Origin of the sequence: Intrasporangium flavum (assembly GCF_001956915.1) — a bacterium.
GTDB lineage: Bacteria > Actinomycetota > Actinomycetes > Actinomycetales > Dermatophilaceae > Monashia > Monashia flava.
In genome coordinates this window covers 292,705-313,198 of record NZ_MLJO01000010.1, presented here as the reverse complement: position 1 = coordinate 313,198, position 20,494 = coordinate 292,705, and the positions used below count along the sequence as shown (strand labels likewise).

Below are 20,494 nucleotides of genomic sequence, written 5' to 3'. Positions count from 1 at the left end.
GTCCGCCGGGTTCCGAGGCGTGGGGACGCTTTGTGACCGACGGAGCGCGTCGGCAACCACATCCGGTCGGCGGCGGCCTGTGGATGACGGCCGAGGCGCCGCCGACGACTCGAGTTGGCTGTCTCCCATGACCCGTCTCGTTCACCGCCCTCGCCTCCGCCGCGTCACCGTCGTCGCCGCCTGCTCCGCGGTCGTGGCCCTTGCCGCCTGCTCCGGCGACCCGACCGGTGCCCCGACGCCGTCGGTGGCCCCCACGTCCCGGTCGGCCGCGGACCCCGCACCCGAGGCGGTGCTCGACCTCGCTCGGGCGAAGGCAGCCATGGCCGACTACGACAAGCGCAACAACGCCGCGGCACGTGGTTCGTACGCCTCGCTCGACCCGAAGATCTGGCGCACGGCCGACATCGGGCCGCTCCTGCTCGAGGACGACCATGCCGTCGTCGTCAGGTCCACGACACCTGTCTCCGAGCGGAAGCCGCACGTCGACTTCTCGATGTCGCCCGAGCAGGTCTTCGCCGGGGCCGACACGACGCTGCCCAGGCTCGCGCTCGTCGCCGGATCAGGGCGAGGCGGTCTCACGGCCTCGGAGCAGGCCCTGACCGGCGTCCGGCTCATGGTGCAGACCCGCGAGGGTGGGCGGTGGTTCAACGCGCAGTCCTTCCGCGTCAAGCCCGCAGCCCTGCCCGGACCCGCGCTGCCGGGCACGGCGTCCACGGCCGGCAAGGCTGACCGGCGTCGGCTCCTTGGCCTGCGTCAGGAGGTGTTGCACTACCTCGAGAGGGCGACGCGCCCGACCCACGTCGACCAGGCCTCCGTGGCGCCGGTGCGAGCGGCCGTCATGAAGGTCGGTGACACGTCCCTCGCAGACCTCACCGTCACCTGCATGGCGCTGCCGGACGACTCCCCGGGAGCCTTCGGGGTGTGGCGCACGCAGACCGGTCTCCTCGGTGCCCTGACCCTGCGCTGCCAGAACTACGCGCAGCTCAAGGACCGCGGTGCGTACATGAACTTCGACGCGCGCGCCCGTGCCGTGCTCGGCATCAAGGAGAAGTTTCCCCAGGACTTCACGTTCACCTTCCTCGTCCAGGCCCTGGTGGCGGTACCTGAGTCCGGCCGGGCGACGATCATCGCCCACAGCACGAACCAGGTGCTGACCCGCTGAGACCATCCGGCGCGGTGCCGCGAGCCGCCACTACCCTCGAGGCGTGCAGACGACGAGCGAGCAGGCGGCAGGGGACGAGCGCAGGGGTGCGGGGACGCGTGAGGTCCGCGTCGCCGTCATCGGGGCGAGCGGACGCATGGGGTCGGAGGCGGTCCGGGCGCTCGAGGCGGCCGAGGGGGTCCGGCTCGTCGGCGCCTACGGCAGCAGCGACGACCTCGGCGACCTCGGCGGTGCCGACGTCGCCGTCGAGCTGACCGTGCCGGCCGCCTCGCCCGGCAACGTCGCCCACTGCGTCGAGCGCGGCGTGCACGTCGTCGTCGGCACGACAGGGTGGGACGTCGAGCGGCTCGAGGCCCTGCGTGGACAGCTCGCCGAGGCGCCGCCGTCGAGCAGCGGAGCCGGAGTGGGCGTCCTCATCGCCCCGAACTTCGCCATCGGTGCCCTGCTCATGATGGCGTTCGCGGCCAAGGCCGCCCCGTTCTTCGAGTCGGTCGAGGTCATCGAGCTGCACCACCCGGCGAAGGTCGACGCGCCCTCGGGCACGGCGGCCCGGACCGCGTCGATGATCGCCGCCTCCCGCACCGAGGCGGGCGTCGGGCCGGGGCCCGACGCCACGACGCACGACCCCGACGGCGCGCGCGGCGCCCGCGTCGACGGCGTGCCGGTGCACTCGGTCCGGCTGCGCGGCCTCACCGCCCACCAGGAGGTCCTGCTGGGCAACGCGGGGGAGCAGCTGACGATCCGGCACGACTCCTTCGACCGCGCCTCGTTCATGCCCGGCGTCATCGCCGCCGTGCGAGCGGTGGCTGACCACCCGGGCGTCACCGTGGGTCTCGAGCACTACCTCGGCCTCGACTGACGGACCTCCCGCGGGCCCCGTACTCGGGCGTTCAGTCGTCACGGAGGTCGTTCGGCGCCCGCATCCGCCAGGCGTCGGTGACGAGCTCGTCGAGCCGGTCGGCATCCACTCGCTCGAGCCGGACCATGACGAGCGGAGATCCGTCGTAGGCAGGGGTCGTGAAGAAGAGGTCCGGCTCGCCGAGCACGAGGGCCTGCTTCTCCGCCTCGTCACCGACGTAGAGCACGGCGATGTCGGTGCGGATGACGCGACGCTGTCCCGGGACGCGCTCGGGATAGGACCAGACGAAGCCGTGCCCGCCCACGCGGAAGTCGAAGCCCGCGCTGGCGATCTCCTCGACGCCGGGCAGCGCGAGGGCGAGCCGGCGCACGTCGTCCGCGTCGGTCACGGTCAGCCCCAGCCGACGGCGCGCAGGAGGGCCGCGGTCCCCGCGCCGAGCACGACGACGACGATGAACGGGGCCCGGAACAGCAGTGCCACGACCGCGACCCCCACCGCCGCGAGCCGGGCATCGAGCGTCAGGCCGCCACCGGGAACGGTGAACGTCTGCGTCGCGATGAGCGCGGCGAGCAGGGCCACGGGGAGGGCGGCGGTGACGCGCTTGACCCGCGGCTGCGCCAGCAGGCTCGCCGGCACGAGGTAGCCGGCGAGCTTGAGCCCGAAGGCGATCGCCGCGGCGAGCAGGATCGCCACCCACAGGGTCATCGCCGGCCCCCGTCGTGGGGGAGGTCGGCGTCGGGCCGCTCAACGAGGCCGGCCGTCGGGCTCGGCGCCGGGCCCCGCGACGCCTCGGGCGCGTCGTCCTTGGGGCTGCGCCACGCGATGAGGGCCGCGAACGCCGCGACGAGCACGGGGACGCCGGCCGGCAGCGTCGGGGACAGGACCACCGCGACGACGCCGGCCACGGCCGCGATCGCCACGGCGTCGCGGCTGCGCAGGCGCGGCCAGAGCAGGGCCGTGAAGGCGGCACAGGCCGCGGCGTCGAGGCCGTACCGGCGCGGGTCGCCGAGCGCGTTGCCGAGCAGGGCGCCCGCGAGGGTCGTGAGGTTCCAGAGCGTGAAGACCGAGACGCCGGTGAGCCAGAAGCCGAGGCGCGAGGCCCGGACGTCCTCCTGCGACACGGCGACGGCCGTCGACTCGTCGATGGTCAGGTGGGCGGCGGCGATGCGGCGGACCCCACGGACGCCGAGCAGCTGGGTCAGCTCGAGGGCGTAGAGGCCGTTGCGGACCCCGAGCAGCGACGACGCCGCGATCGCGGCCGGGGCGGCGTGCAGCCCGTTGGCGACGATGCCGACGAAAGCGAACTGCGACCCGCCGGTGAACATGAGCAGAGACAGGGCCATCGCCTGCCAGACGTCGAGCCCCGCGGCCACGGCCAGGGCCCCGAAGCTGATGCCGTACGCGCCGGTCGCGATGCCGACGGACAGCGCCTCTCGCACGACGACCCGACGCTCACCGCCTGGGAGCGCGGCGGGTGCGGCGGCGTCGGTCACGAAGGCTCCGGCGCCACCGACGCGGACAGGCGCAGTTCGCTGACGCTGCGGCCGTCGGCGTCGACGACGCGCTCGCGGTGCGCGCCGTCGGGCCCCATGCCGGCGGCGGTGAGGAAAGCGCGCACTCCGTCGTCGGAGGCGAGCAGCCAGGCGGTCAGGTGGTCGCGCCCGCGCGCCCGGGCGGTGTCTACGACGGCGTGGAGCAGGCGGGAGCCGTGCCCCTGGGCCCGGGCCTCGGGGTGCACCGCGAGCACGAGCAGCTCGGCCGTGGTGTCACCGGCGTCGGGGTCGCCCGAGGCGCCGACCGCAGCGAAGCCGACGACCTGCTCGCCCGCGCACGCCACGAGGAGCACGCCGTCGCCGGCGGCCTCCCCCTCGAGACTGTCGCGCCAGGCGCTCGCGAAGACCCTCGGCTCGAACTGTGCGAGCACGTCCGGCCCGAGCACGCCGGCGTACGCCTCACGGAAGACGACCGCCTGCACGAGCCCGACGGCCGGCGCGTCGGATGTGCGGGCGACCCGGACGCTGGCGTCGGCGACCGGGCCCCGGTCGTGCTCGTGGGCGTGCTCGTGGGCGTGCTCGTGTCCGTGGTCGTGCTGGTGCGGCGTGTCGTCGGGGAGGTTCACCCCGGCATCCTCTCAGCCGCCCGTCAGCCGCCGGAGGGGCCACTTTGTCGAGGGTGGCGCCCTTCTCGCATACTGGACACATGTATGGCAATGACGTCATCGACCCGAACGAGCCGCTCAACGCGGCCGAGACCGCCGACTACGACGCGGCCCTCGCGGACGGCCAGCAGGCCGAGCATCGTCCGGGCGACGGCGGCGGCTTCGACGCGCTCATCGCGGCCGACCAGCGCATCGAGCCGCGCGACGACATGCCGGAGAAGTACCGCCAGACGCTGATCCGCCAGATCGCCCAGCACGCGCACTCCGAGATCATCGGGATGCAGCCCGAGGGCAACTGGATCACGCGGGCGCCGAGCCTACGGCGCAAGGCGATCCTCATCGCCAAGGTCCAGGACGAGGCCGGGCACGGGCTCTACCTCTACAGCGCGGCCGAGACCCTCGGGATCGACCGGCAGGAGCTGCTCGAGCGCCTCCACGACGGCCGGCAGAAGTACTCCTCGATCTTCAACTACCCGACCCTGACCTGGGCCGACTGCGGGGCCATCGGCTGGCTCGTCGACGGCGCGGCGATCATGAACCAGGTGCCGCTCTGCCGCTGCTCCTACGGCCCGTACGCGCGCGCCATGATCCGCGTCTGCAAGGAGGAGTCCTTCCACCAGCGGCAGGGCTTCGAGATCCTCTGGAACCTCATGCGCGGCACCGACGCGCAGCAGGCGATGGCCGAGGACGCCACGAACCGCTGGTGGTGGCCGGCGCTGGCGATGTTCGGCCCGCCCGACACCGGCGAGGCGGCCAAGGGCGGCCACACCGAGCAGTCGATGGCCTGGGGCATCAAGCGGTTCAGCAACGACGACCTGCGCCAGAAGTTCGTCGACATGATGGTGCCGCAGGCCGACAAGCTCGGCATCGTGCTGCCCGACCCCGAGCTGCGCTGGAACGAGGACCGCGGCCACTACGACTTCGGCGAGATCGACTGGGACGAGTTCTGGCAGGTCCTGCGCGGCGACGGGCCGTGCAACGCCGAGCGCATCGAGCACCGCCGGCGCGCGCACGACGACGGCGCGTGGGTCCGTGAGGCCGCCAACGCGTACGCGGCCAAGCAGGCCACGAAGACGAAGGAGAGTGCCGCGTGAGCGGAGGTTCGGACGCAGTCGCCCCCTCGAACGAGAGGAGCTGGCCGCTGTGGGAGGTCTTCGTGCGCGGCAAGCGGGGCCTGTCGCACGTGCACGTCGGATCGCTGCACGCCCCTGACGCCGAGCTCGCGCTGCGCAACGCGCGTGACGTCTACACGCGTCGCCAGGAGGGTGTGTCGATCTGGGTGGTGCGCGCCGACGACATCACGGCGAGCAGCCCCGACGAGAAGGACTCCTTCTTCGACCCGGCCGCCGACAAGATCTACCGGCACCCCACGTTCTACGACGTGCCCGAGGACGTCGAGTACCTGTGACCGACGTGAACCAGCACCAGCCCGCGCCCGCCGCACGGACCGCACGGACCGCACCGACCGGGCCCACCGCGCCGACCGCCGACTACCTCGTCGGCCTGGCCGACGACGCCCTCGTCTACGCCCAGCGCCTCGCCGAGTGGATGACGAACGCGCCGCAGATCGAGGAGGACATGGCGCTCGGCAACATCTCGCTCGACCTCCTCGGACAGGCCCGCGCGCTCTACCCGTACGCGGGCTCGCTCGACGGCACCGCCCGGCTCGAGGACGACTTCGCGATGTTCCGCGACGAGCGGCAGTGGCGCAACGTGCACCTCGTCGAGCAGGAGCGCGGCGACTTCGCCGACGAGATGGCGCGTCTCCTGTGGTTCTCCGCCTACCAGGTCGAGCTGCACACGCGCCTCGCCGAGTCCTCCGACGACGTCGTGGGTGGGGTCGCGGCCAAGGCGATCAAGGAGGTCCGCTACCACCTCGACCACGCGACGCTCTGGGTGTGCCGCCTCGGCGACGGCACCGAGGAGTCGCACCGTCGCATGCAGGCCGCGCTCGAGCGCGTCGCCCCTTACGTCGCAGAGCTGTTCGCCGACGACGACGCGTCGGTGCTTGCTGCCGCAGGCGGCTTCGGCGTGCTCCCGTCGGCGCTCGAGGAGCCGGTGACCCGACGCGTGCACGCCGTGCTCGCCGAGGCGACGCTGACGGTGCCCGAGGCCCCGTCGTGGCGCTCGCGTGGCGGTCGCGACGGCGTCCACTCCCGACCGATGGGCTACCTGCTCGCCGAGCTCCAGCACATCGCCCGGTCGCACCCCGGCGCCACGTGGTGACGGCCGTGGCCACCGGACAGCGCGCAGGTGCATCAGTCGATTTCTCGGACTCGACTGTCGCGCAGGTGATCTCGCGCACCCCCGACCCCGAGGTCCCGGTCATCAGCATCGCCGACCTCGGCATCCTGCGCTCGGTCGAGGTCGACGACGCGGCGCGCACGCTCGTCGCCACCGTGACCCCCACCTACAGCGGGTGCCCGGCGATGGAGGCCATCACCGACCGCATCGTCTTCGCCGCGCGCGAGCACGGCTACGAGGCCACGGTGCGCACCCTGCTGTCGCCGCCCTGGACCACCGACTGGATGACCGAGGAGGGGCGGGCGGCCCTGCACCGCTTCGGCATCGCGCCGCCCGGCCCGGCGTCGGGGGCCGACACGTCGGGCCCGGTGCTCGTGCGCCTGGCCCGCCACGTCGTGGCCTGCCCGCGCTGCGGCTCCGACGACACCACCGAGATCGCCCACTTCGGCTCGACCGCGTGCAAGGCCCTGCGCCGCTGCAACGCGTGCCTCGAGCCCTTCGACGAGTTCAAGGCCCTCTGAATGACCGACCTCACCACCGACGCCGCCGCGCCCGCGTCCGACCCGGCGTCCGACGGCATCGACGCGCCCTCCCGCCACCGCGCCCGCTTCCACGAGCTGCGCATCGCCTCGGTCGAGCGGCTGACCGACGACGCCGTCGCGGTGGCCTTCGAGGTCCCGGACGACCTCGCCGACGAGTTCGCCTTCCAGCCCGGCCAGCACCTGACCGTCCGCGCGACGATCAACGGCGAGGACGTGCGGCAGTCGTACTCGATCTGCCAGTCCCGCGGGGCTGCCGGCATGGAGCACCTCCGACGGGTCGCCGTCGCGCGCGTGCCCGAGGGCCGGATGTCGAACTGGATGAACGACGTCGTCGCCGCGGGTGACGTCGTCGAGGTCATGACGCCGCTCGGGTCGTTCACCTGCCCGACGCGGCCCGAGCTCGCCCGGCACCACGTCGCCATCGCGGCCGGCTCGGGCATCACGCCGGTGCTGTCGCTGCTGACGACGGCCCTCGAGGAGGAGCCGCTCTCACGGGCGACGCTGCTCTTCGGCAACCGTCGCACCAGCTCGGTGATGTTCCTCGAGGAGCTCGAGGACCTCAAGAACCGCTTCCCCGGCCGCTTCCACCTCGTCAACGTCCTGTCCCGCGAGGCCCAGGACGTCGAGCTGTTCCACGGCCGCCTCGACGCCGAGCGCCTGACGGCGATCTTCGACCGGCTCCTGCCCGTCCAGTCGGTCGACGAGTGGTACCTCTGCGGCCCGTTCGGGATGGTCACCGGTGCCGAGGCCCTGCTGCGCGAGCGCGGCGTCGACCTGCACCACGTGCACCACGAGATCTTCCACGTCGACGACGGCACCGAGCCGAAGCGCAAGGTCGTCGTCGACGAGGGTGCGCCGCCCGAGGCCACGGTCACCGTCAACCTCGACGGCCGCACCACGATCATCCCGATGCCGAGCAAGGAGGAGACGATCCTCGACGCGACGCTGCGGGCCCGCCCCGACGCGCCGTACTCGTGCACGGGCGGCGTCTGCGGCACGTGCCGGGCCCGGCTCGTGTCGGGGGAGGTTCGGATGGACCGCAACTACGCGCTCGAGCCGGAGGAGGTCGAGGCCGGCATCGTCCTTGCCTGCCAGAGCCACCCGGTCACCGACGAGGTCTCGCTCGACTACGACGCCTGACGTCTGAGGGCCGGCCGCGCCGGGAAGACCGCGTGGTGGCCACGCGTTCAACCGACGTGGAACGCGTGGAGGTCGTCGTCATCGGCGCCGGTCAGGCCGGCTTGTCAGCGGCGCACCACCTGCGTCGCCTCGGCGTCGCGCCGTTCGTCGTGCTCGACGCCGACGACGCGCCGGGTGGGGCGTGGCAGCACCGGTGGGACAGCCTGACCATGCGCGACGTGCACGGCATCGCCGACCTGCCGGGTCTGGCTTTCGCCGACGTCCTCCCCGACGCCGACCCCGCCTCGCGGGCCAACGTCGCCGTACCGGCGTACTTCGCCGCCTACGAGCGACGCTTCGACCTGCCCGTCGTGCGACCCGTTCGCGTGACGCGCGTCGGGCCGGTAGACGAGGACCGCGACGGCCTGCTCCGCGTCGAGACGACGGCCGGCCCCTGGCTGACACGCTCGGTCGTCAACGCGACCGGCACCTGGCGTTCACCGTTCCTGCCGGCCTACCCCGGGGCGCAGACCTTCCGCGGCCGCCAGCTGCACACCGTCGACTACACCGGGCCCGACGACCTCGCCGGCCAGCGCGTCGTCGTCGTGGGCGGCGGCGCGTCGGCCGTGCAGATCCTCGGCGAGATCGCGCCGGTCGCGCACACGACGTGGGTGACCCGCCGCGAGCCGGTCTGGCGCACCGGGCCGTTCACCGAGGACGCGGGTCGCCGGGCGGTCGCGCTCGTCGAGGAGCGGGTCGCGCGCGGGCAGGCGCCGCAGAGCGTCGTCGGCGTCACCGGGCTCGCGCTGCGACCCCAGGAGGCGCGGGCCGCCGAGCTCGGCGCGTACCGGCGTCGGCCGATGTTCGAGCGCATCGAGCCCGACGGGGTCCGCTGGGCCGACGGCACGTTCGAGCCCGCCGACATCATCCTCTGGGCCACCGGCTTCCGCCCGAGCGTCGGGCACCTCGCGCCGCTGCACCTGCGCAGCGAGCACGGCGGCATCCGGCTGCGGGCGCCGCACGACCGGCACACCTTCACCACCTCGACCGCCGACCCGCGCATCCACTTCGTCGGCTACGGACCGTCCGCGTCGACGATCGGCGCCAACCGGGCAGGACGCACCGCCGCCCGGGCCGTCGTCGACCAGCTCCACGACGCGTCCGCCGACGCCACCGACGCCCGCCCCGCCTGAGCCCCGAGTGTGTGCATCGGGTGGGGGCCTGACCCCAGCTGCCGCACGCGGCGGCGGCTCTCACGCTGCTCGTGGCGCGCGCAGGAAGCAGTCTCGCCTGCGACACGGCCTGGGCGAACCAACCCAGCCCCGCATCTGGAGGAGCGAGCCCACCTCGTCGGCGAAGGCGCACGGCGTCGAGGCGACGTCGGTCCAGTAGCCCCGGACGGTCAGGCGTCCCTCACGCGCCGCGGCCCGGTCCCGGGCACCGTCACGAACCCGGCCGGCCCAGCCCTCGTGGCCCACGCGTCCGTCGACCTCGAGCACCAGGCCGTGCTCCTCGTAGAGGTTGTCGCAGCGACGTGCCTGAGCGAGGACCGCCTGGCGGATGGCCCTCGGCAGGCCGTGTGCGCGTTCGACGTCGCGGATGTAGCGGATCTCCGCGGCAGACTCCGCGCCGGCCCCGACATCGCTCAGGCACTCTCGAAGGAGCGCGCCGAACGGTTGCCCCTGGCGCGCTGCGAGCGCCTCGACGAGCCGCTGCTCCGAGGTGAGTCCCTGCTGGCACGCTCGGGCGACGAGGGACAGCACCCGCTCGAACGGTTGCCCCTTCTCGACGTGCAGCACGCTGTGCTCGACGGTCGTCCGGTGCGGCCAGGCCGTCGGGTGGATCCACTCGTCGAACCGGCGGCTCCGCGTCACCGTGAGGTCGCCGCGCACGGGCGCACGTCGGCCGGCCGGGACGATGACATGGGTCTTCTGCGGCAGTCGACGCTCCAGGCCCCAGGCAAAGCGGGCGCTCGCGCCGGTCAGGGCCACGAGGCCGCCCACCGGCAGCATGGTGGCAACGGCGCGGACCTCCCAGTCGTCCCGTCCGGGGGTCGTGAGGTAGACCCCGGGGTGCGGGGCCGTCCAGCGGCCCGACGCGAGGGCCCAGCGGACGGCCTCGATGCCGATACCCGCGTCGAGGGCCTGCGTCCGGGTGATGAGTCCCGACTGGCCACGCACCCTGGCGCGCAGCCGCGGTGACTGCTCGATGACCCTGTCCGCACGCATCCGGTCATGGTCCTCGCCCAGCACAGCACCTCGCCGGGACCCTCCACAGGTGAGGTCGGTGGCAGGTGGTGTGTGCGACCGGTGGGGTCCTGACCCCATCGGATGCACACGGACCTACCGACGCGTCGAGCACCGGTCGTGCGGGGGTGGCCCTCCGGCGCGCGGTCGGCCTGCGGGATGGCGTCGGCGAGCGGGGTTAGGCTGCGCTCGTGCGGCAGTACCTCGACCTCCTCGACCACGTCCTGACCCACGGGCAGGAGAAGTCCGACCGGACCGGCACCGGCACGCTCAGCACCTTCGGGTACCAGATGCGCTTCGACCTCGCCGACGGCTTCCCGGCCATGACGACCAAGAAGCTGCACCTGCGCTCGATCATCGGCGAGCTGCTCTGGTTCCTGCGCGGCGACACCAACGTGCGCTGGCTGCAGGAGCGCGGCATCAGCATCTGGGACGAGTGGGCCGACCCCGCCACCGGCGACCTCGGACCCATCTACGGCTACCAGTGGCGCTCCTGGCCGACGCCCGACGGCCGCCGCGTCGACCAGATCGCCAAGGTCATCGAGCAGATCCGCACCAACCCCGACAGCCGGCGCCTCATCGTGTCGGCGTGGAACGTCGCCGACGTCGACGACATGGCGCTGCCGCCGTGCCACACGATGTTCCAGTTCTACGTCTCGCCGCCCGGCCCCGACGGCCGGCGTCGGCTGTCGTGCCAGCTCTACCAGCGCAGCGCCGACATCTTCCTCGGCGTGCCGTTCAACATCGCCAGCTACGCGCTGCTCACGCAGATGGTCGCCCAGCTCACCGACCTCGAGCCCGGCGAGTTCGTGCACACGCTCGGCGACGCCCACCTCTACCTCAACCACCTCGAGCAGGCCCGGCTGCAGCTGACCCGCACGCCGCACCCGCTGCCGACGATGCGCATCACGCCGGGCAAGACCTCCATCGACGAGTTCGACCTCGACGACTTCGAGCTGGTCGACTACGTCGCCGAGCCGGGCATCAAGGCCCCCATCGCCGTCTGAGCAGGTCCGGGGCCCGGGTGCGGGTCTGGCAGGCTGAGGCCATGACGAACGTGACGATGATCGTCGCCGTCGGGCGCAACGGCGTCATCGGTGACGGCGCCGCGATGCCCTGGCACCTGAGCGAGGACCTCAAGTACTTCAAGCGCACGACGATGGGCCACCCGATGGTCATGGGGCGGCGCACCTTCGACTCGATGGGCGTGCTGCCGGGGCGGCGCAGCATCGTCGTGACCCGCCAGGAGGAGTGGAGCCATCCCGGCGTCGAGACGGCCCACTCGCTCGACGAGGCGCTGGCGCTCGCCGGTCCCGCGGACGAGGTCTTCGTCGTGGGCGGGGGAGAGGTCTACCGCCTCGCGATGCCGTTCGCCTCGCGGCTGCTCGTCACCGAGGTCGACCAGACGCCCGACGGCTCGGTCACCTTCCCCGACATCGACGCCGCCGACTGGGTCGAGACGGCCCGCGACCCGCACGACGGGTTCACGTGGGTCACCTACGAGCGCACCCACGTCGCACGCCGATGACCGCAGACGTCACGACGCCCTGACGCGGCCCGCCGTGTAACGCCGGGCCGAGCGCCGCGATGTACCCCGTGCGAGGCACTACTCGGACCCCCGAGCGAGTAGTGCCTCGCGTCGTACCCGGGCCGAGCCACCTCCGGACTCTGCAGAGCGGCCGGTGACGAGCGCCGCGAGACCCGGCATGGGCGTCCTCGTTGGCCCGCAGGCGTGGGCGCTAACCTTGGGCCCATGGCTGCCGCACCCCCGCTCGGACGTGTTCTCTCGGCGATGGTCACCCCCATGCGGGCCGACGGCTCCGTCGACCTCGACGCGGCGCAGCGCCTCGCCACGCACCTCGTCGACGCCGGCCACGACGGCCTCGTCGTGTCGGGCACGACCGGCGAGTCGCCGACCACGTCGGCCACCGAGAAGGACGAGCTGCTCCGGGCCGTCATCGACGCCGTGGGCGAGCGCGCCGTCGTCATCGCCGGGGCCGGCAGCAACGACACCGCCAAGAGCATCGAGTCGGTGCAGGCCGCGGCCAAGGCCGGTGCCGACGCCGTGCTCGCCGTCACGCCGTACTACAACAAGCCGCCGCAGGCGGGGCTCGTGGCCCACTTCACCGCGCTGGCCGACGCGAGCGACCTTCCGGTCATGGTCTACGACATCCCGGGGCGCTCCGTCGTCCCGATCGCCCGCGACACCTATCTGCGCATCGCCGAGCACGAGCGCATCGTCGCGGTCAAGGACGCGCGGGCCGACCTCTGGCTCGCCGGCGACCTCATCGAGCGCACCGGCCTGGCCTGGTACTCCGGCGACGACGCGATGAACCTCTTCCACTTCGTCAACGGCGCGGTCGGCTTCGTCGGGGTCACCTCGCAGGTCGCCCCCGCCGCCTACCGCGAGATGGCCGACGCCGTCGTCGCCGGACGCTGGGACGACGCCCGTGGCGTCCACCGGCGCCTCGCGCCGATCGTCGACGCCGTCATGAACGTCACGCAGGGCGCGATCATGGCCAAGGCCGCCCTCGCCCTCCAGGGCGTCATCGAGACGCCCACCGTCCGGCTCCCGCTCGTCCCCGCGGACGAGCACCAGACCGCGCTGCTGCGCGACGCGCTCGCGACGGTCGCCGGATGACCACCACCTGAGACCCCTGCCGGCGCCCGCGCCGCGCAGCACCCCCGACACGACAGGACACCTGTGAGCCACCCTCACCCCGAGCTGACCGCACCGCCCGCCCTCCCCGACAACGGCCTGAGGGTCGTCGCGCTCGGTGGGCTCGGCGAGGTCGGCCGCAACATGGCCGTCGTCGAGACGAAGGGCCGCCTGCTCGTCATCGACTGCGGCGTCCTCTTCCCCGAGGACCACCACCCCGGCGTCGACCTCATCCTCCCGGACTTCACCTACATCGAGGACCGCCTCGACGACATCGAGGCCATCGTCCTGACGCACGGGCACGAGGACCACATCGGTGCCGTCCCGTACCTGCTGCGCATGAAGGGCGACATCCCGCTCATCGGCTCCACGCTGACCCTCGCCCTCGTCGAGGCCAAGCTCAAGGAGCACCGCATCAAGCCGTTCACGATGGCGGTCAAGGAGGGCCAGCGCGAGAAGCTCGGCGTCTTCGACCTCGAGTTCGTCGCGGTCAACCACTCGATCCCCGACGCGCTGGCCGTGTTCGTGCGCACCGAGGCCGGCACGCTGCTGCACACCGGCGACTTCAAGATGGACCAGCTGCCGCTCGACGGTCGCCTCACCGACCTGCGCGCCTTCGCCCGGCTGGGGGAGGAGGGCGTCGACCTCTTCCTCACCGACTCGACGAACGCCGACGTCCCGGGCTTCACCACGCCCGAGCTCGAGATCGCCCCGGCCATCGACAAGGTCTTCCGGCACGCCGAGCGTCGGATCATCGTGGCCTGCTTCAGCAGCCACGTGCACCGCGTGCAGCAGGTGCTGAACGCCGCCGAGAAGGCCGGCCGCAAGGTCGCCATGGTCGGACGCTCGATGGTGCGCAACATGGGCATCGCCGCCGACCTCGGCTACCTCCACGTGCCCGAGGACATCCTCGTCGACATCAAGCGCGTCAACGACATGCCCGACGAGGAGGTCGTGCTCATCTGCACCGGCTCCCAGGGCGAGCCGATGGCGGCGCTGTCGCGGATGGCCAACCGCGAGCACCGCATCGACGTCGGCCCCGGCGACACCGTGCTCCTCGCGAGCAGCCTCATCCCCGGCAACGAGAACGCCGTCTACCGCGTCATCAACGGCCTGATGCGCCACGGCGCCAACGTCGTGCACAAGGGCAACGCCAAGGTGCACGTCTCGGGCCACGCGAGCGCCGGCGAGCTGCTCTACTGCTACAACATCGTCAAGCCGCGCAACGTCATGCCGGTGCACGGCGAGTGGCGCCACATGTGGGCCAACTCCCGCCTCGCGATCCAGACCGGCGTCCCCGAGGACCACGTCGTGCTCGCCGAGGACGGCGTCGTCGTCGACCTCGTCGACGGCAAGGCGTCGGTCGTCGGCGTCGTCGACTGCGGCTACGTCTACGTCGACGGCAGCAGCGTCGGCGGTGCCGACGAGGCGCTGCTCAAGGACCGCCGCATCCTGCGCGACGAGGGTTTCATCTCGTGCATCGTCGTCATCGACTCGGCCACCGGCAAGATCGCGAGCGGCCCGCAGATCACGGCGCGCGGTTTCGTCGAGGACGACGAGATCTTCCAGCAGGTCATCCCCAAGGTCGAGCGGGCCATCGAGGAGGCCGTGGCCAACGGCGTCCGCGACGACCAGCAGCTGCAGCAGATCGTGCGGCGTGCGGTCGGGTCGTGGGTCGGTGGCAAGATCCGCCGCCGGCCGATGATCATCCCCGTCGTGCTGCAGGCCTGAGCCGCCCGTGACCGACATCGCCGAGGACGCGTCGCCGGCGCCGCGTCGACGCTGGCGCCGCGTCGCGGACGTCGCGCTGCTCGCGGCGCTGCTCCTGCTGCTCGCCGTCGCGGCGCTGCGTGGGTGGGACACGACGGCCTACCTCGTCGTCGTGCTCCAGACCGCCGGACCGATCGTCGTGGTCGGGCTCGTGCTGCTCGCGGCCGCCGCCCTGCTGCTGCGCCGCTGGGCGGTCTCGGTCCCGGTCGTCGCGGCCGCGGTGGTGGCGCTCGTCGTCGCGGCGCCGGCGTGGTCGTCGAGCACCCGGCCGAAGGTCGACCCCGACCTCACGGTCATGTCGGCGAACCTCCATGAGGGACATGCGAACCCGCTGCAGATCATGGACGCCGTCCGGTACCACGCGGTCGACGTGCTCGTGCTCGTCGAGGTGACCCCGGAGGCGGTATCGGACCTCGAGGACGCCGGCGCCCGCACCTACTTCCCCCAGCGCGTCGGTCGGGCCAGCGAGGGCGTCGTCGGCACGCTGCTGCTCTCGCGCTACCCCCTGACCGAGCGCGACGCCGGGGTGAGCCCCGCCGGCGACAGCCTCCAGCCCGACGTCGACGTCACGACACCGGTCGGCCGGGTGCGGCTGCGGGCCGTGCACCCGCCACCGCCGCTGCAGGGGCGGACCGACGCCTGGCACGCCGCCCTGACGTCGCTGACGTCGTGGGTGCACGAGCAGCCCACGACCGAGCCGCTGCTGCTGGCCGGCGACTTCAACGCCTCGAGCGGTCACCCGGTGTACCGACGCCTGGCCGACGGGCTGGTCGACGCGCAGGTGGCCGCCGGCCGGGGGTGGGTGCGCACGTGGCCGTTCGAGGGGCGGCGCATCCCGCCGTACGTCGCGCTCGACCACCAGCTGAGCCGCGGGCTCGTCGTCGTCGACGCGGGCCAGGTGGCCCTCAACCGCACCGACCACGCGGCCGTCTGGGCGTCGTACTCGCTGTCGACCGAGCGCTGACCCGGCGCGCTGCGGAGGTCGGCGACCCGAGCGCGCCAACCCCCTCAGAACCGCAACACACCGAACAGCTGCCAACCAGGCCCGGCACAACCCGAACGGGTTGGCGACCACTCGGTGTGTTGCGGGGTCATCACCAGGGCCGCTCGACCTCGACGTCGCGGGGGTCGGTGCCCTCCACGGTCCAACCGGCGGCGGTGCGGGTCCACGTGCGGGACGGGCCCTCGGCGACCAAGCCGGCCACCGCGGCCACGAGACGCTCGACGCCCTCGGCCGTGCTGCCGAGCCCGACGCTGGCGCGCACCGCGGTCTCGGGCCGCTCGCCCCACGGGTCCTCGAGCAGCTCGTCGACGAGCAGGTGGGCGCAGAACTTGCCGTCGCGCACGCCGATGCCGTGCTCGACCGAGAGCACCTGCGACACGAGCGAGGGGTCGAACCCGGTGACCGTGAAGGCGACGACGCCGACCCGGTCGTGGTCGTCGCCGAAGAGCGAGAGGACGTCGACGCCCGGCACGGCCTCGAGCCCGCCGCGCAGGCGCTCGAGCAGGTCCTCCTCGTGGGCCTCGATGGCCTCGCGGTGGCGCTCGATCGTCGCGCAGGCGGCGGCGAGGGCGATGGCGCCGACGACGTTGGGGCTGCCGCCCTCGTGGCGCGCCGCGCCGGTGGCCCAGACCGTGCCGGTCTCGGTGACCGACGCCGTCGCGCCGCCACCGGGCAGGTAGGGGGCGCCGGCGTCGAGCCAGTCACGGCGCCCGGCGAGCACGCCGGTGCCGAAGGGGGCGTAGGTCTTGTGGCCGGAGAAGGCGACCCAGTCGGCGTCCCAGGCCGCGAGGTCGATGCGGCGGTGGGCCGACAGCTGCGCGGCGTCGACGGCGATCCGGGCGCCGTGCTCGTGGGCCAGGCGCGCGAAGCGCTCGACCGGCCACACCTCGCCCGTGACGTTCGAGGCCGCGGTGAGCACGACGAGCCGGTGCTTGCCGGGGTGCTCGGCGAGCGCCTCGTCGAGCAGGTCGAGGGCGTCGTCGGTGCCTTGCGGGATCGGCAGGCGCACGGTGCGCGACCGGCCCCAGGGCAGCAGCGTCGAGTGGTGCTCGCTGCCGAAGACGAAGACGACCGCGCGGCTCGGCAGGGCGTTGGCGAGGACCGACCAGGAGTCGGTCGTCGTGCGGGTGAAGACGACCTCGTCGCCCTCGCGGGCCCCGACGAACCGGGCCACCTCGTCGCGGGCCTGCTCGTACCACGCGCTCGTCAGGCGCGAGGCGTACCCGGCGCCGCGGTGCACCGAGGAGTACGTCTCGAGGGCACGGTCGACGGCGTCCTTGACGGTCTGGAGCGCGGGCGTCGACGCGGCGTGGTCGAGGTTGGCGTAGGCCACCTCGCCCGCGGTCGTCGGCACACGCAGGCCGGCGCCGACGACGCGGGGGAGGGCCTCGGCCTCCGCGACGACGCGCAGGGCGCGGGTGCGAACGACGGGGGCGGGCCCGCCGCCACAGAGAGTCGTGGTGCTGGGAAGGGCCGACATGGCAGTGCTCCTCGAGGGTCCAGGGACCCACCCGGTGCAGGTCCGCGCTTGCCGACCTCGCCGAGAACCAGCCGAGGGCGGCCTGGTCGTCACCCGGAGCACCCCACCGCGGAGGAGGGTTGCTGGCCAGCGAGCCGGGGCTTGTCGCTGACACTCTTGACCTGCCGACGACCATAGGCGGCCGGTCGCCCGGGTGTCCACCCACCGGCCGCCGGGTGTCGGCATCTGAGACGTCGGGGCGGCGACGCGGAGGGCGGCGTCGCCGAGCCAATCCGCCGTGGTGCGCGTGTGACGCGTGAGTTCACAGAGACGCTGGCGTACGGTGCCAGCATGGCGACACGTCCGTCCACCTCCCAGCGCACGAGCTCCTCGGCCGCCACGCGCGCCAAGGGCACGTCGTCGCGCCCGCCGGCGGCCCGCACACCCCGCCCGGCGCAGCGCAAGCCGGCCGCCGCGCGCAAGGGCCAGACCAAGGGGCAGAGCAAGGCCAGGGGCGGCGGCCTGCCGTTCCCGTTCAACGCCGTGCGCAACACGTGGATGGGCGTCTCGCACCTCGCCGGGGGCGCGGTGCGCCGCGTCGGCCACAGCGCCGCCGAGCTCGAGCCCGAGCACAAGCGCGACGGCATCGGGTTCGCCCTCATCGCCCTCGCCGTCGTCGTCGCGGCCCGCGAGTGGTGGGGCGTCGCGGGCTCCTTCGGCCAGGTCGTGCACGCCGTCTTCGCCGGCACCTTCGGACGCGTCGCCTACGCCGTGCCGCTCGTGCTCCTCGCGCTCGGGCTGCGGATGCTGCGCGCGCCGCAGGACGAGGCCACGACCAACCGCATCATCGTCGGCACCATCGCCCTGACCTTCGCCGCGTGCGGCCTGTCGCACCTGGCCGACGGCATCCCGAACCCGCCCGACGGCGCCGACGGCATGCGCGCCGCCGGCGGCATCATCGGCTTCCTCGCCTCGAGCCCGATCGCCGCCGCGGTGTCGCCCTACGGCGCCACGGCGCTGCTCGTGCTCCTCGGCGTCTTCGGCCTGCTCGTCATCACCGCGACGCCGGTCAACATGATCCCGACGCGCCTGCGCCAGCTCAAGGCGCTCGTCATCGACCGCGGCACCCACCCCGCCGACGCCGACAGCGACACCGACGCGCCGGCTGCCGCCCTCAAGCGGGCGCGCCGCAAGCCCGTCGACCTGTCCGAGCGCGACGGCGACGAGGCGTTCCGCCAGGCCGCGCAGAAGGAGGCCGACGACGCCCCCACCAAGCGCCTGCGCCCGGGCGAGAAGCGTCCGACCGCCCCCGGCGTCCTGGCCCCGCGCCCCGGCGGCGAGAAGGCGGTCGACGCCACCGACCCCAAGACCCACGGCGCGCCCGACACGAGCAAGATCGGCCCCAAGGCCGAGCTCGTGCCGCCACCGATGTCCGAGATGCCTTCTCGTGTCGAGCAGCTCAGCCTCGGCGGCGACATCACCTACCGCCTGCCCGACGCCGCGATGCTCAAGCCGGGCTCGCCGCACAAGACCCGCAGCGAGACCAACGACGCCGTCGTCGACTCGCTCACCGGGGTCTTCGAGCAGTTCGACATCGACGCCGCCGTCACCGGCTTCACCCGCGGCCCGACGGTCACCCGCTACGAGGTCGAGCTCGGCTCGGGCACCAAGGTCGAGCGCGTCACGGCGCTGTCCAAGAACATCGCCTACGCCGTCGCCTCGGCCGACGTGCGCATCCTCAGCCCGATCCCCGGCAAGTCGGCCATCGGCATCGAGATCCCGAACACCGACCGCGAGAACGTCGCGCTCGGCGACGTGCTGCGCAGCCAGACGGCCCGGAGCAACGAGCACCCGATGGTCATGGGCGTCGGCAAGGACGTCGAGGGCGCGTACGTCATCGCCAACCTCGCCAAGATGCCGCACCTGCTCGTCGCCGGCGCCACGGGCTCCGGAAAGTCGAGCTTCGTCAACTCGATGATCACCTCGATCCTCATGCGCTCGACGCCGGAGGAGGTGCGCCTCATCCTCGTCGACCCCAAGCGCGTCGAGCTGACGGCCTACGAGGGCATCCCGCACCTCATCACGCCGATCATCACGAACCCGAAGAAGGCCGCCGAGGCCCTCCAGTGGGTCGTCAAGGAGATGGACCAGCGCTACGACGACCTCGCGGCGTTCGGCTTCAAGCACGTCGACGACTTCAACAAGGCGGTGCGCGCCGGCAAGGTCAAGCCGCTGCCGGGCTCCGAGCGGCAGATCACGACCTACCCGTACCTGCTCGTCGTCGTCGACGAGCTCGCCGACCTCATGATGGTCGCCCCGCGCGACGTCGAGGAGTCGGTCGTGCGCATCACCCAGCTCGCGCGCGCCGCCGGCATCCACCTCGTGCTCGCCACGCAGCGTCCGTCGGTCGACGTCGTCACCGGCCTCATCAAGGCCAACGTGCCCTCGCGCATGGCCTTCGCGACCTCGTCGCTCGCCGACAGCCGCGTCGTGCTCGACCAGCCCGGCGCGGAGAAGCTCATCGGCCAGGGTGACGCGCTCTTCCTGCCGATGGGCGCGAGCAAGCCGATGCGCGTGCAGGGCGCGTGGGTCAACGAGTCCGAGATCCACGAGGTCGTCAAGTTCGTCACGACCCAGCTCAAGCCGAACTACGTCGAGGACGTCACCGTCGTGGCGCCGAAGAAGCAGATCGACGACGACATCGGCGACGACCTCGACGTGCTGCTCCAGGCGGCCGAGCTCGTCGTCACGACGCAGTTCGGGTCCACCTCGATGCTCCAGCGCAAGCTGCGCGTCGGGTTCGCCAAGGCCGGCCGGCTCATGGACCTGCTCGAGTCGCGCGGCATCGTCGGCCCGAGCGAGGGGTCCAAGGCCCGTGACGTGCTCGTGCGCCCCGACGACCTGCCGACGACCCTCGCGCTGCTCCGCGGCGAGGACGTGCCGACGCCGGCCGTGGCCGACGGCCTCGACGACGAGGGCCTCGTCCCCGAGGACGACGAGCCCTACGCGCCGCCGCCGGTCGAACTCGACGCGTCGGGCGTGGGCGGCGACGACGAGCCGCTGGCGCCCCAGCGGACGGCGTCGATCGTCGCCGAGCGCGAGGAGCGGCGCCACGCCGAGGAGGACACGACGGCCGTGCCGACCGCGGCGTGGTCGCCCGGCGACATGACGCCGACGGTCAACGAGGAGGACGACGAGGAGTCCGAGGACGCCTGGCAGCTGACCGACCGCGGCGGCCGCGAGCGCTACTGAGCGGCCGAGGGATCCGGTCCC

The 20,494-nt window shown here is 73.0% G+C and carries 20 protein-coding genes and 1 riboswitch; of the genes, 14 read left to right on the top strand and 6 right to left on the bottom strand.

What is annotated here, in order from left to right:
• Positions 1 to 127: 127 nt before the first annotated feature.
• Both BIV28_RS09040 and dapB read left to right on the top strand, forming a co-directional pair.
• Positions 128 to 1,162 (top strand): hypothetical protein, encoded by a 1,035-nt coding sequence (locus tag BIV28_RS09040; protein WP_076261101.1) that lies wholly within the window; start codon positions 128 to 130, stop codon positions 1,160 to 1,162.
• Between the two features lie 43 nt (positions 1,163 to 1,205).
• Positions 1,206 to 2,021 (top strand): 4-hydroxy-tetrahydrodipicolinate reductase, encoded by an 816-nt coding sequence (gene dapB / locus BIV28_RS09035; protein ID WP_076261100.1) that lies wholly within the window; start codon positions 1,206 to 1,208, stop codon positions 2,019 to 2,021.
• Positions 2,022 to 2,052: 31 nt separating this feature from the next.
• Here the strand turns inward: dapB and BIV28_RS09030 are convergent, their stop codons facing one another.
• From BIV28_RS09030 to BIV28_RS09015, 4 genes are read right to left on the bottom strand one after another with little or no spacing between them, the layout of a single operon-like run.
• Positions 2,053 to 2,409: an MmcQ/YjbR family DNA-binding protein gene (locus BIV28_RS09030; RefSeq protein WP_207555863.1), complete on the bottom strand. Its 357-nt coding sequence runs from the start codon at positions 2,407 to 2,409 to the stop codon at positions 2,053 to 2,055.
• A 2-nt stretch (positions 2,410 to 2,411) separates the two neighbouring features.
• Positions 2,412 to 2,726: an AzlD domain-containing protein gene (locus tag BIV28_RS09025; protein ID WP_076261098.1), complete on the bottom strand. Its 315-nt coding sequence runs from the start codon at positions 2,724 to 2,726 to the stop codon at positions 2,412 to 2,414.
• Positions 2,723 to 3,514 carry an AzlC family ABC transporter permease gene (locus tag BIV28_RS09020; protein ID WP_076261097.1) on the bottom strand — a complete coding sequence of 264 codons (792 nt, stop codon included), beginning with the start codon at positions 3,512 to 3,514 and terminating at the stop codon, positions 2,723 to 2,725. Before BIV28_RS09020 ends, BIV28_RS09025 begins: the two co-directional genes overlap by 4 nt.
• Positions 3,511 to 4,140, bottom strand: coding sequence for a GNAT family N-acetyltransferase (locus BIV28_RS09015; RefSeq protein WP_076261095.1), 630 nt, complete (start codon positions 4,138 to 4,140; stop codon positions 3,511 to 3,513). The genes BIV28_RS09020 and BIV28_RS09015 overlap by 4 nt, the downstream gene beginning before the upstream one ends.
• Positions 4,141 to 4,220: 80 nt before the next feature.
• Here BIV28_RS09015 and paaA point away from each other — a divergent pair, with 80 nt between their 5' ends.
• From paaA to BIV28_RS08985, 6 genes are all read left to right on the top strand, one after another.
• Entirely contained in the window at positions 4,221 to 5,273 is a 1,053-nt protein-coding gene (gene paaA, locus BIV28_RS09010) for a 1,2-phenylacetyl-CoA epoxidase subunit PaaA (protein WP_076261094.1), read from the top strand.
• Positions 5,270 to 5,587, top strand: coding sequence for a 1,2-phenylacetyl-CoA epoxidase subunit PaaB (gene paaB, locus BIV28_RS09005; RefSeq protein WP_076261092.1), 318 nt, complete (start codon positions 5,270 to 5,272; stop codon positions 5,585 to 5,587). The genes paaA and paaB overlap by 4 nt, the downstream gene beginning before the upstream one ends.
• Positions 5,584 to 6,405: a 1,2-phenylacetyl-CoA epoxidase subunit PaaC gene (gene paaC, locus BIV28_RS09000; protein WP_242652857.1), complete on the top strand. Its 822-nt coding sequence runs from the start codon at positions 5,584 to 5,586 to the stop codon at positions 6,403 to 6,405. The genes paaB and paaC overlap by 4 nt, the downstream gene beginning before the upstream one ends.
• A 65-nt stretch (positions 6,406 to 6,470) precedes the next feature.
• Complete coding sequence (gene paaD, locus BIV28_RS08995) at positions 6,471 to 6,944, top strand: 1,2-phenylacetyl-CoA epoxidase subunit PaaD (protein ID WP_242652855.1); 474 nt, start codon at positions 6,471 to 6,473, stop codon at positions 6,942 to 6,944.
• The gene (gene paaE / locus BIV28_RS08990; RefSeq protein WP_083707176.1) at positions 6,945 to 8,105 is read left to right on the top strand and encodes a 1,2-phenylacetyl-CoA epoxidase subunit PaaE; all 1,161 of its coding nucleotides are present in this window, start codon (positions 6,945 to 6,947) and stop codon (positions 8,103 to 8,105) included.
• Between the two features lie 35 nt (positions 8,106 to 8,140).
• On the top strand, positions 8,141 to 9,277 hold the full coding sequence (locus BIV28_RS08985; protein WP_423221535.1) for an NAD(P)-binding domain-containing protein: 1,137 nt from the start codon (positions 8,141 to 8,143) through the stop codon (positions 9,275 to 9,277).
• A 60-nt stretch (positions 9,278 to 9,337) separates the two neighbouring features.
• On the opposite strand, the gene BIV28_RS08980 is transcribed toward BIV28_RS08985, so the two are convergent.
• On the bottom strand, positions 9,338 to 10,312 hold the full coding sequence (locus BIV28_RS08980) for a type IV toxin-antitoxin system AbiEi family antitoxin domain-containing protein (RefSeq protein WP_076261089.1): 975 nt from the start codon (positions 10,310 to 10,312) through the stop codon (positions 9,338 to 9,340).
• A gap of 209 nt (positions 10,313 to 10,521) precedes the next feature.
• Between BIV28_RS08980 and BIV28_RS08975 the strand changes: the two genes are divergently transcribed.
• The 5 genes from BIV28_RS08975 (at position 10,522) to BIV28_RS08955 (ending at position 15,723) form a co-directional block, all read left to right on the top strand.
• Positions 10,522 to 11,337 carry a thymidylate synthase gene (locus BIV28_RS08975; RefSeq protein WP_076261087.1) on the top strand — a complete coding sequence of 272 codons (816 nt, stop codon included), beginning with the start codon at positions 10,522 to 10,524 and terminating at the stop codon, positions 11,335 to 11,337.
• 41 nt (positions 11,338 to 11,378) lie between these two features.
• The gene (locus tag BIV28_RS08970; protein ID WP_076261168.1) at positions 11,379 to 11,858 is read left to right on the top strand and encodes a dihydrofolate reductase; all 480 of its coding nucleotides are present in this window, start codon (positions 11,379 to 11,381) and stop codon (positions 11,856 to 11,858) included.
• Positions 11,859 to 12,083: 225 nt separating this feature from the next.
• On the top strand, positions 12,084 to 12,971 hold the full coding sequence (dapA, locus tag BIV28_RS08965) for a 4-hydroxy-tetrahydrodipicolinate synthase (protein WP_076261085.1): 888 nt from the start codon (positions 12,084 to 12,086) through the stop codon (positions 12,969 to 12,971).
• Positions 12,972 to 13,034: 63 nt separating this feature from the next.
• Positions 13,035 to 14,720, top strand: a complete 1,686-nt coding sequence (locus BIV28_RS08960; RefSeq protein WP_076261083.1) for a ribonuclease J — start codon at positions 13,035 to 13,037, stop codon at positions 14,718 to 14,720.
• Between the two features lie 7 nt (positions 14,721 to 14,727).
• Positions 14,728 to 15,723, top strand: a complete 996-nt coding sequence (locus BIV28_RS08955; protein ID WP_076261082.1) for an endonuclease/exonuclease/phosphatase family protein — start codon at positions 14,728 to 14,730, stop codon at positions 15,721 to 15,723.
• Positions 15,724 to 15,853: 130 nt separating this feature from the next.
• Here BIV28_RS08955 and BIV28_RS08950 read toward each other — a convergent pair whose 3' ends face one another.
• Entirely contained in the window at positions 15,854 to 17,242 is a 1,389-nt protein-coding gene (locus BIV28_RS08950) for an aminotransferase class V-fold PLP-dependent enzyme (protein ID WP_076261081.1), read from the bottom strand.
• A 39-nt stretch (positions 17,243 to 17,281) separates the two neighbouring features.
• A riboswitch (SAM riboswitch) is annotated at positions 17,282 to 17,404 on the bottom strand.
• Positions 17,405 to 17,572: 168 nt separating this feature from the next.
• On the opposite strand from BIV28_RS08950, the gene BIV28_RS08945 reads away from it, so the two are divergent.
• Positions 17,573 to 20,473, top strand: coding sequence for an FtsK/SpoIIIE family DNA translocase (locus BIV28_RS08945; RefSeq protein ID WP_076261079.1), 2,901 nt, complete (start codon positions 17,573 to 17,575; stop codon positions 20,471 to 20,473).
• Positions 20,474 to 20,494: the final 21 nt, after the last annotated feature.

Excerpts from the sequence above, each read along its gene's own strand:
- paaA (WP_076261094.1), top strand. The coding sequence starts at position 4,221 with ATGTATGGCAATGACGTCATCGACCCGAACGAGCCGCTCAACGCGGCC.
- dapA (WP_076261085.1), top strand. The coding sequence starts at position 12,084 with ATGGCTGCCGCACCCCCGCTCGGACGTGTTCTCTCGGCGATGGTCACC.
- BIV28_RS08980 (WP_076261089.1), bottom strand. The coding sequence starts at position 10,312 with ATGCGTGCGGACAGGGTCATCGAGCAGTCACCGCGGCTGCGCGCCAGG.
- BIV28_RS09040 (WP_076261101.1), top strand. The coding sequence starts at position 128 with ATGACCCGTCTCGTTCACCGCCCTCGCCTCCGCCGCGTCACCGTCGTC.
- BIV28_RS09025 (WP_076261098.1), bottom strand. The coding sequence starts at position 2,726 with ATGACCCTGTGGGTGGCGATCCTGCTCGCCGCGGCGATCGCCTTCGGG.
- paaE (WP_083707176.1), top strand. The coding sequence starts at position 6,945 with ATGACCGACCTCACCACCGACGCCGCCGCGCCCGCGTCCGACCCGGCG.
- BIV28_RS08950 (WP_076261081.1), bottom strand. The coding sequence starts at position 17,242 with ATGTCGGCCCTTCCCAGCACCACGACTCTCTGTGGCGGCGGGCCCGCC.
- BIV28_RS08945 (WP_076261079.1), top strand. The coding sequence starts at position 17,573 with ATGGCGACACGTCCGTCCACCTCCCAGCGCACGAGCTCCTCGGCCGCC.
- BIV28_RS08970 (WP_076261168.1), top strand. The coding sequence starts at position 11,379 with ATGACGAACGTGACGATGATCGTCGCCGTCGGGCGCAACGGCGTCATC.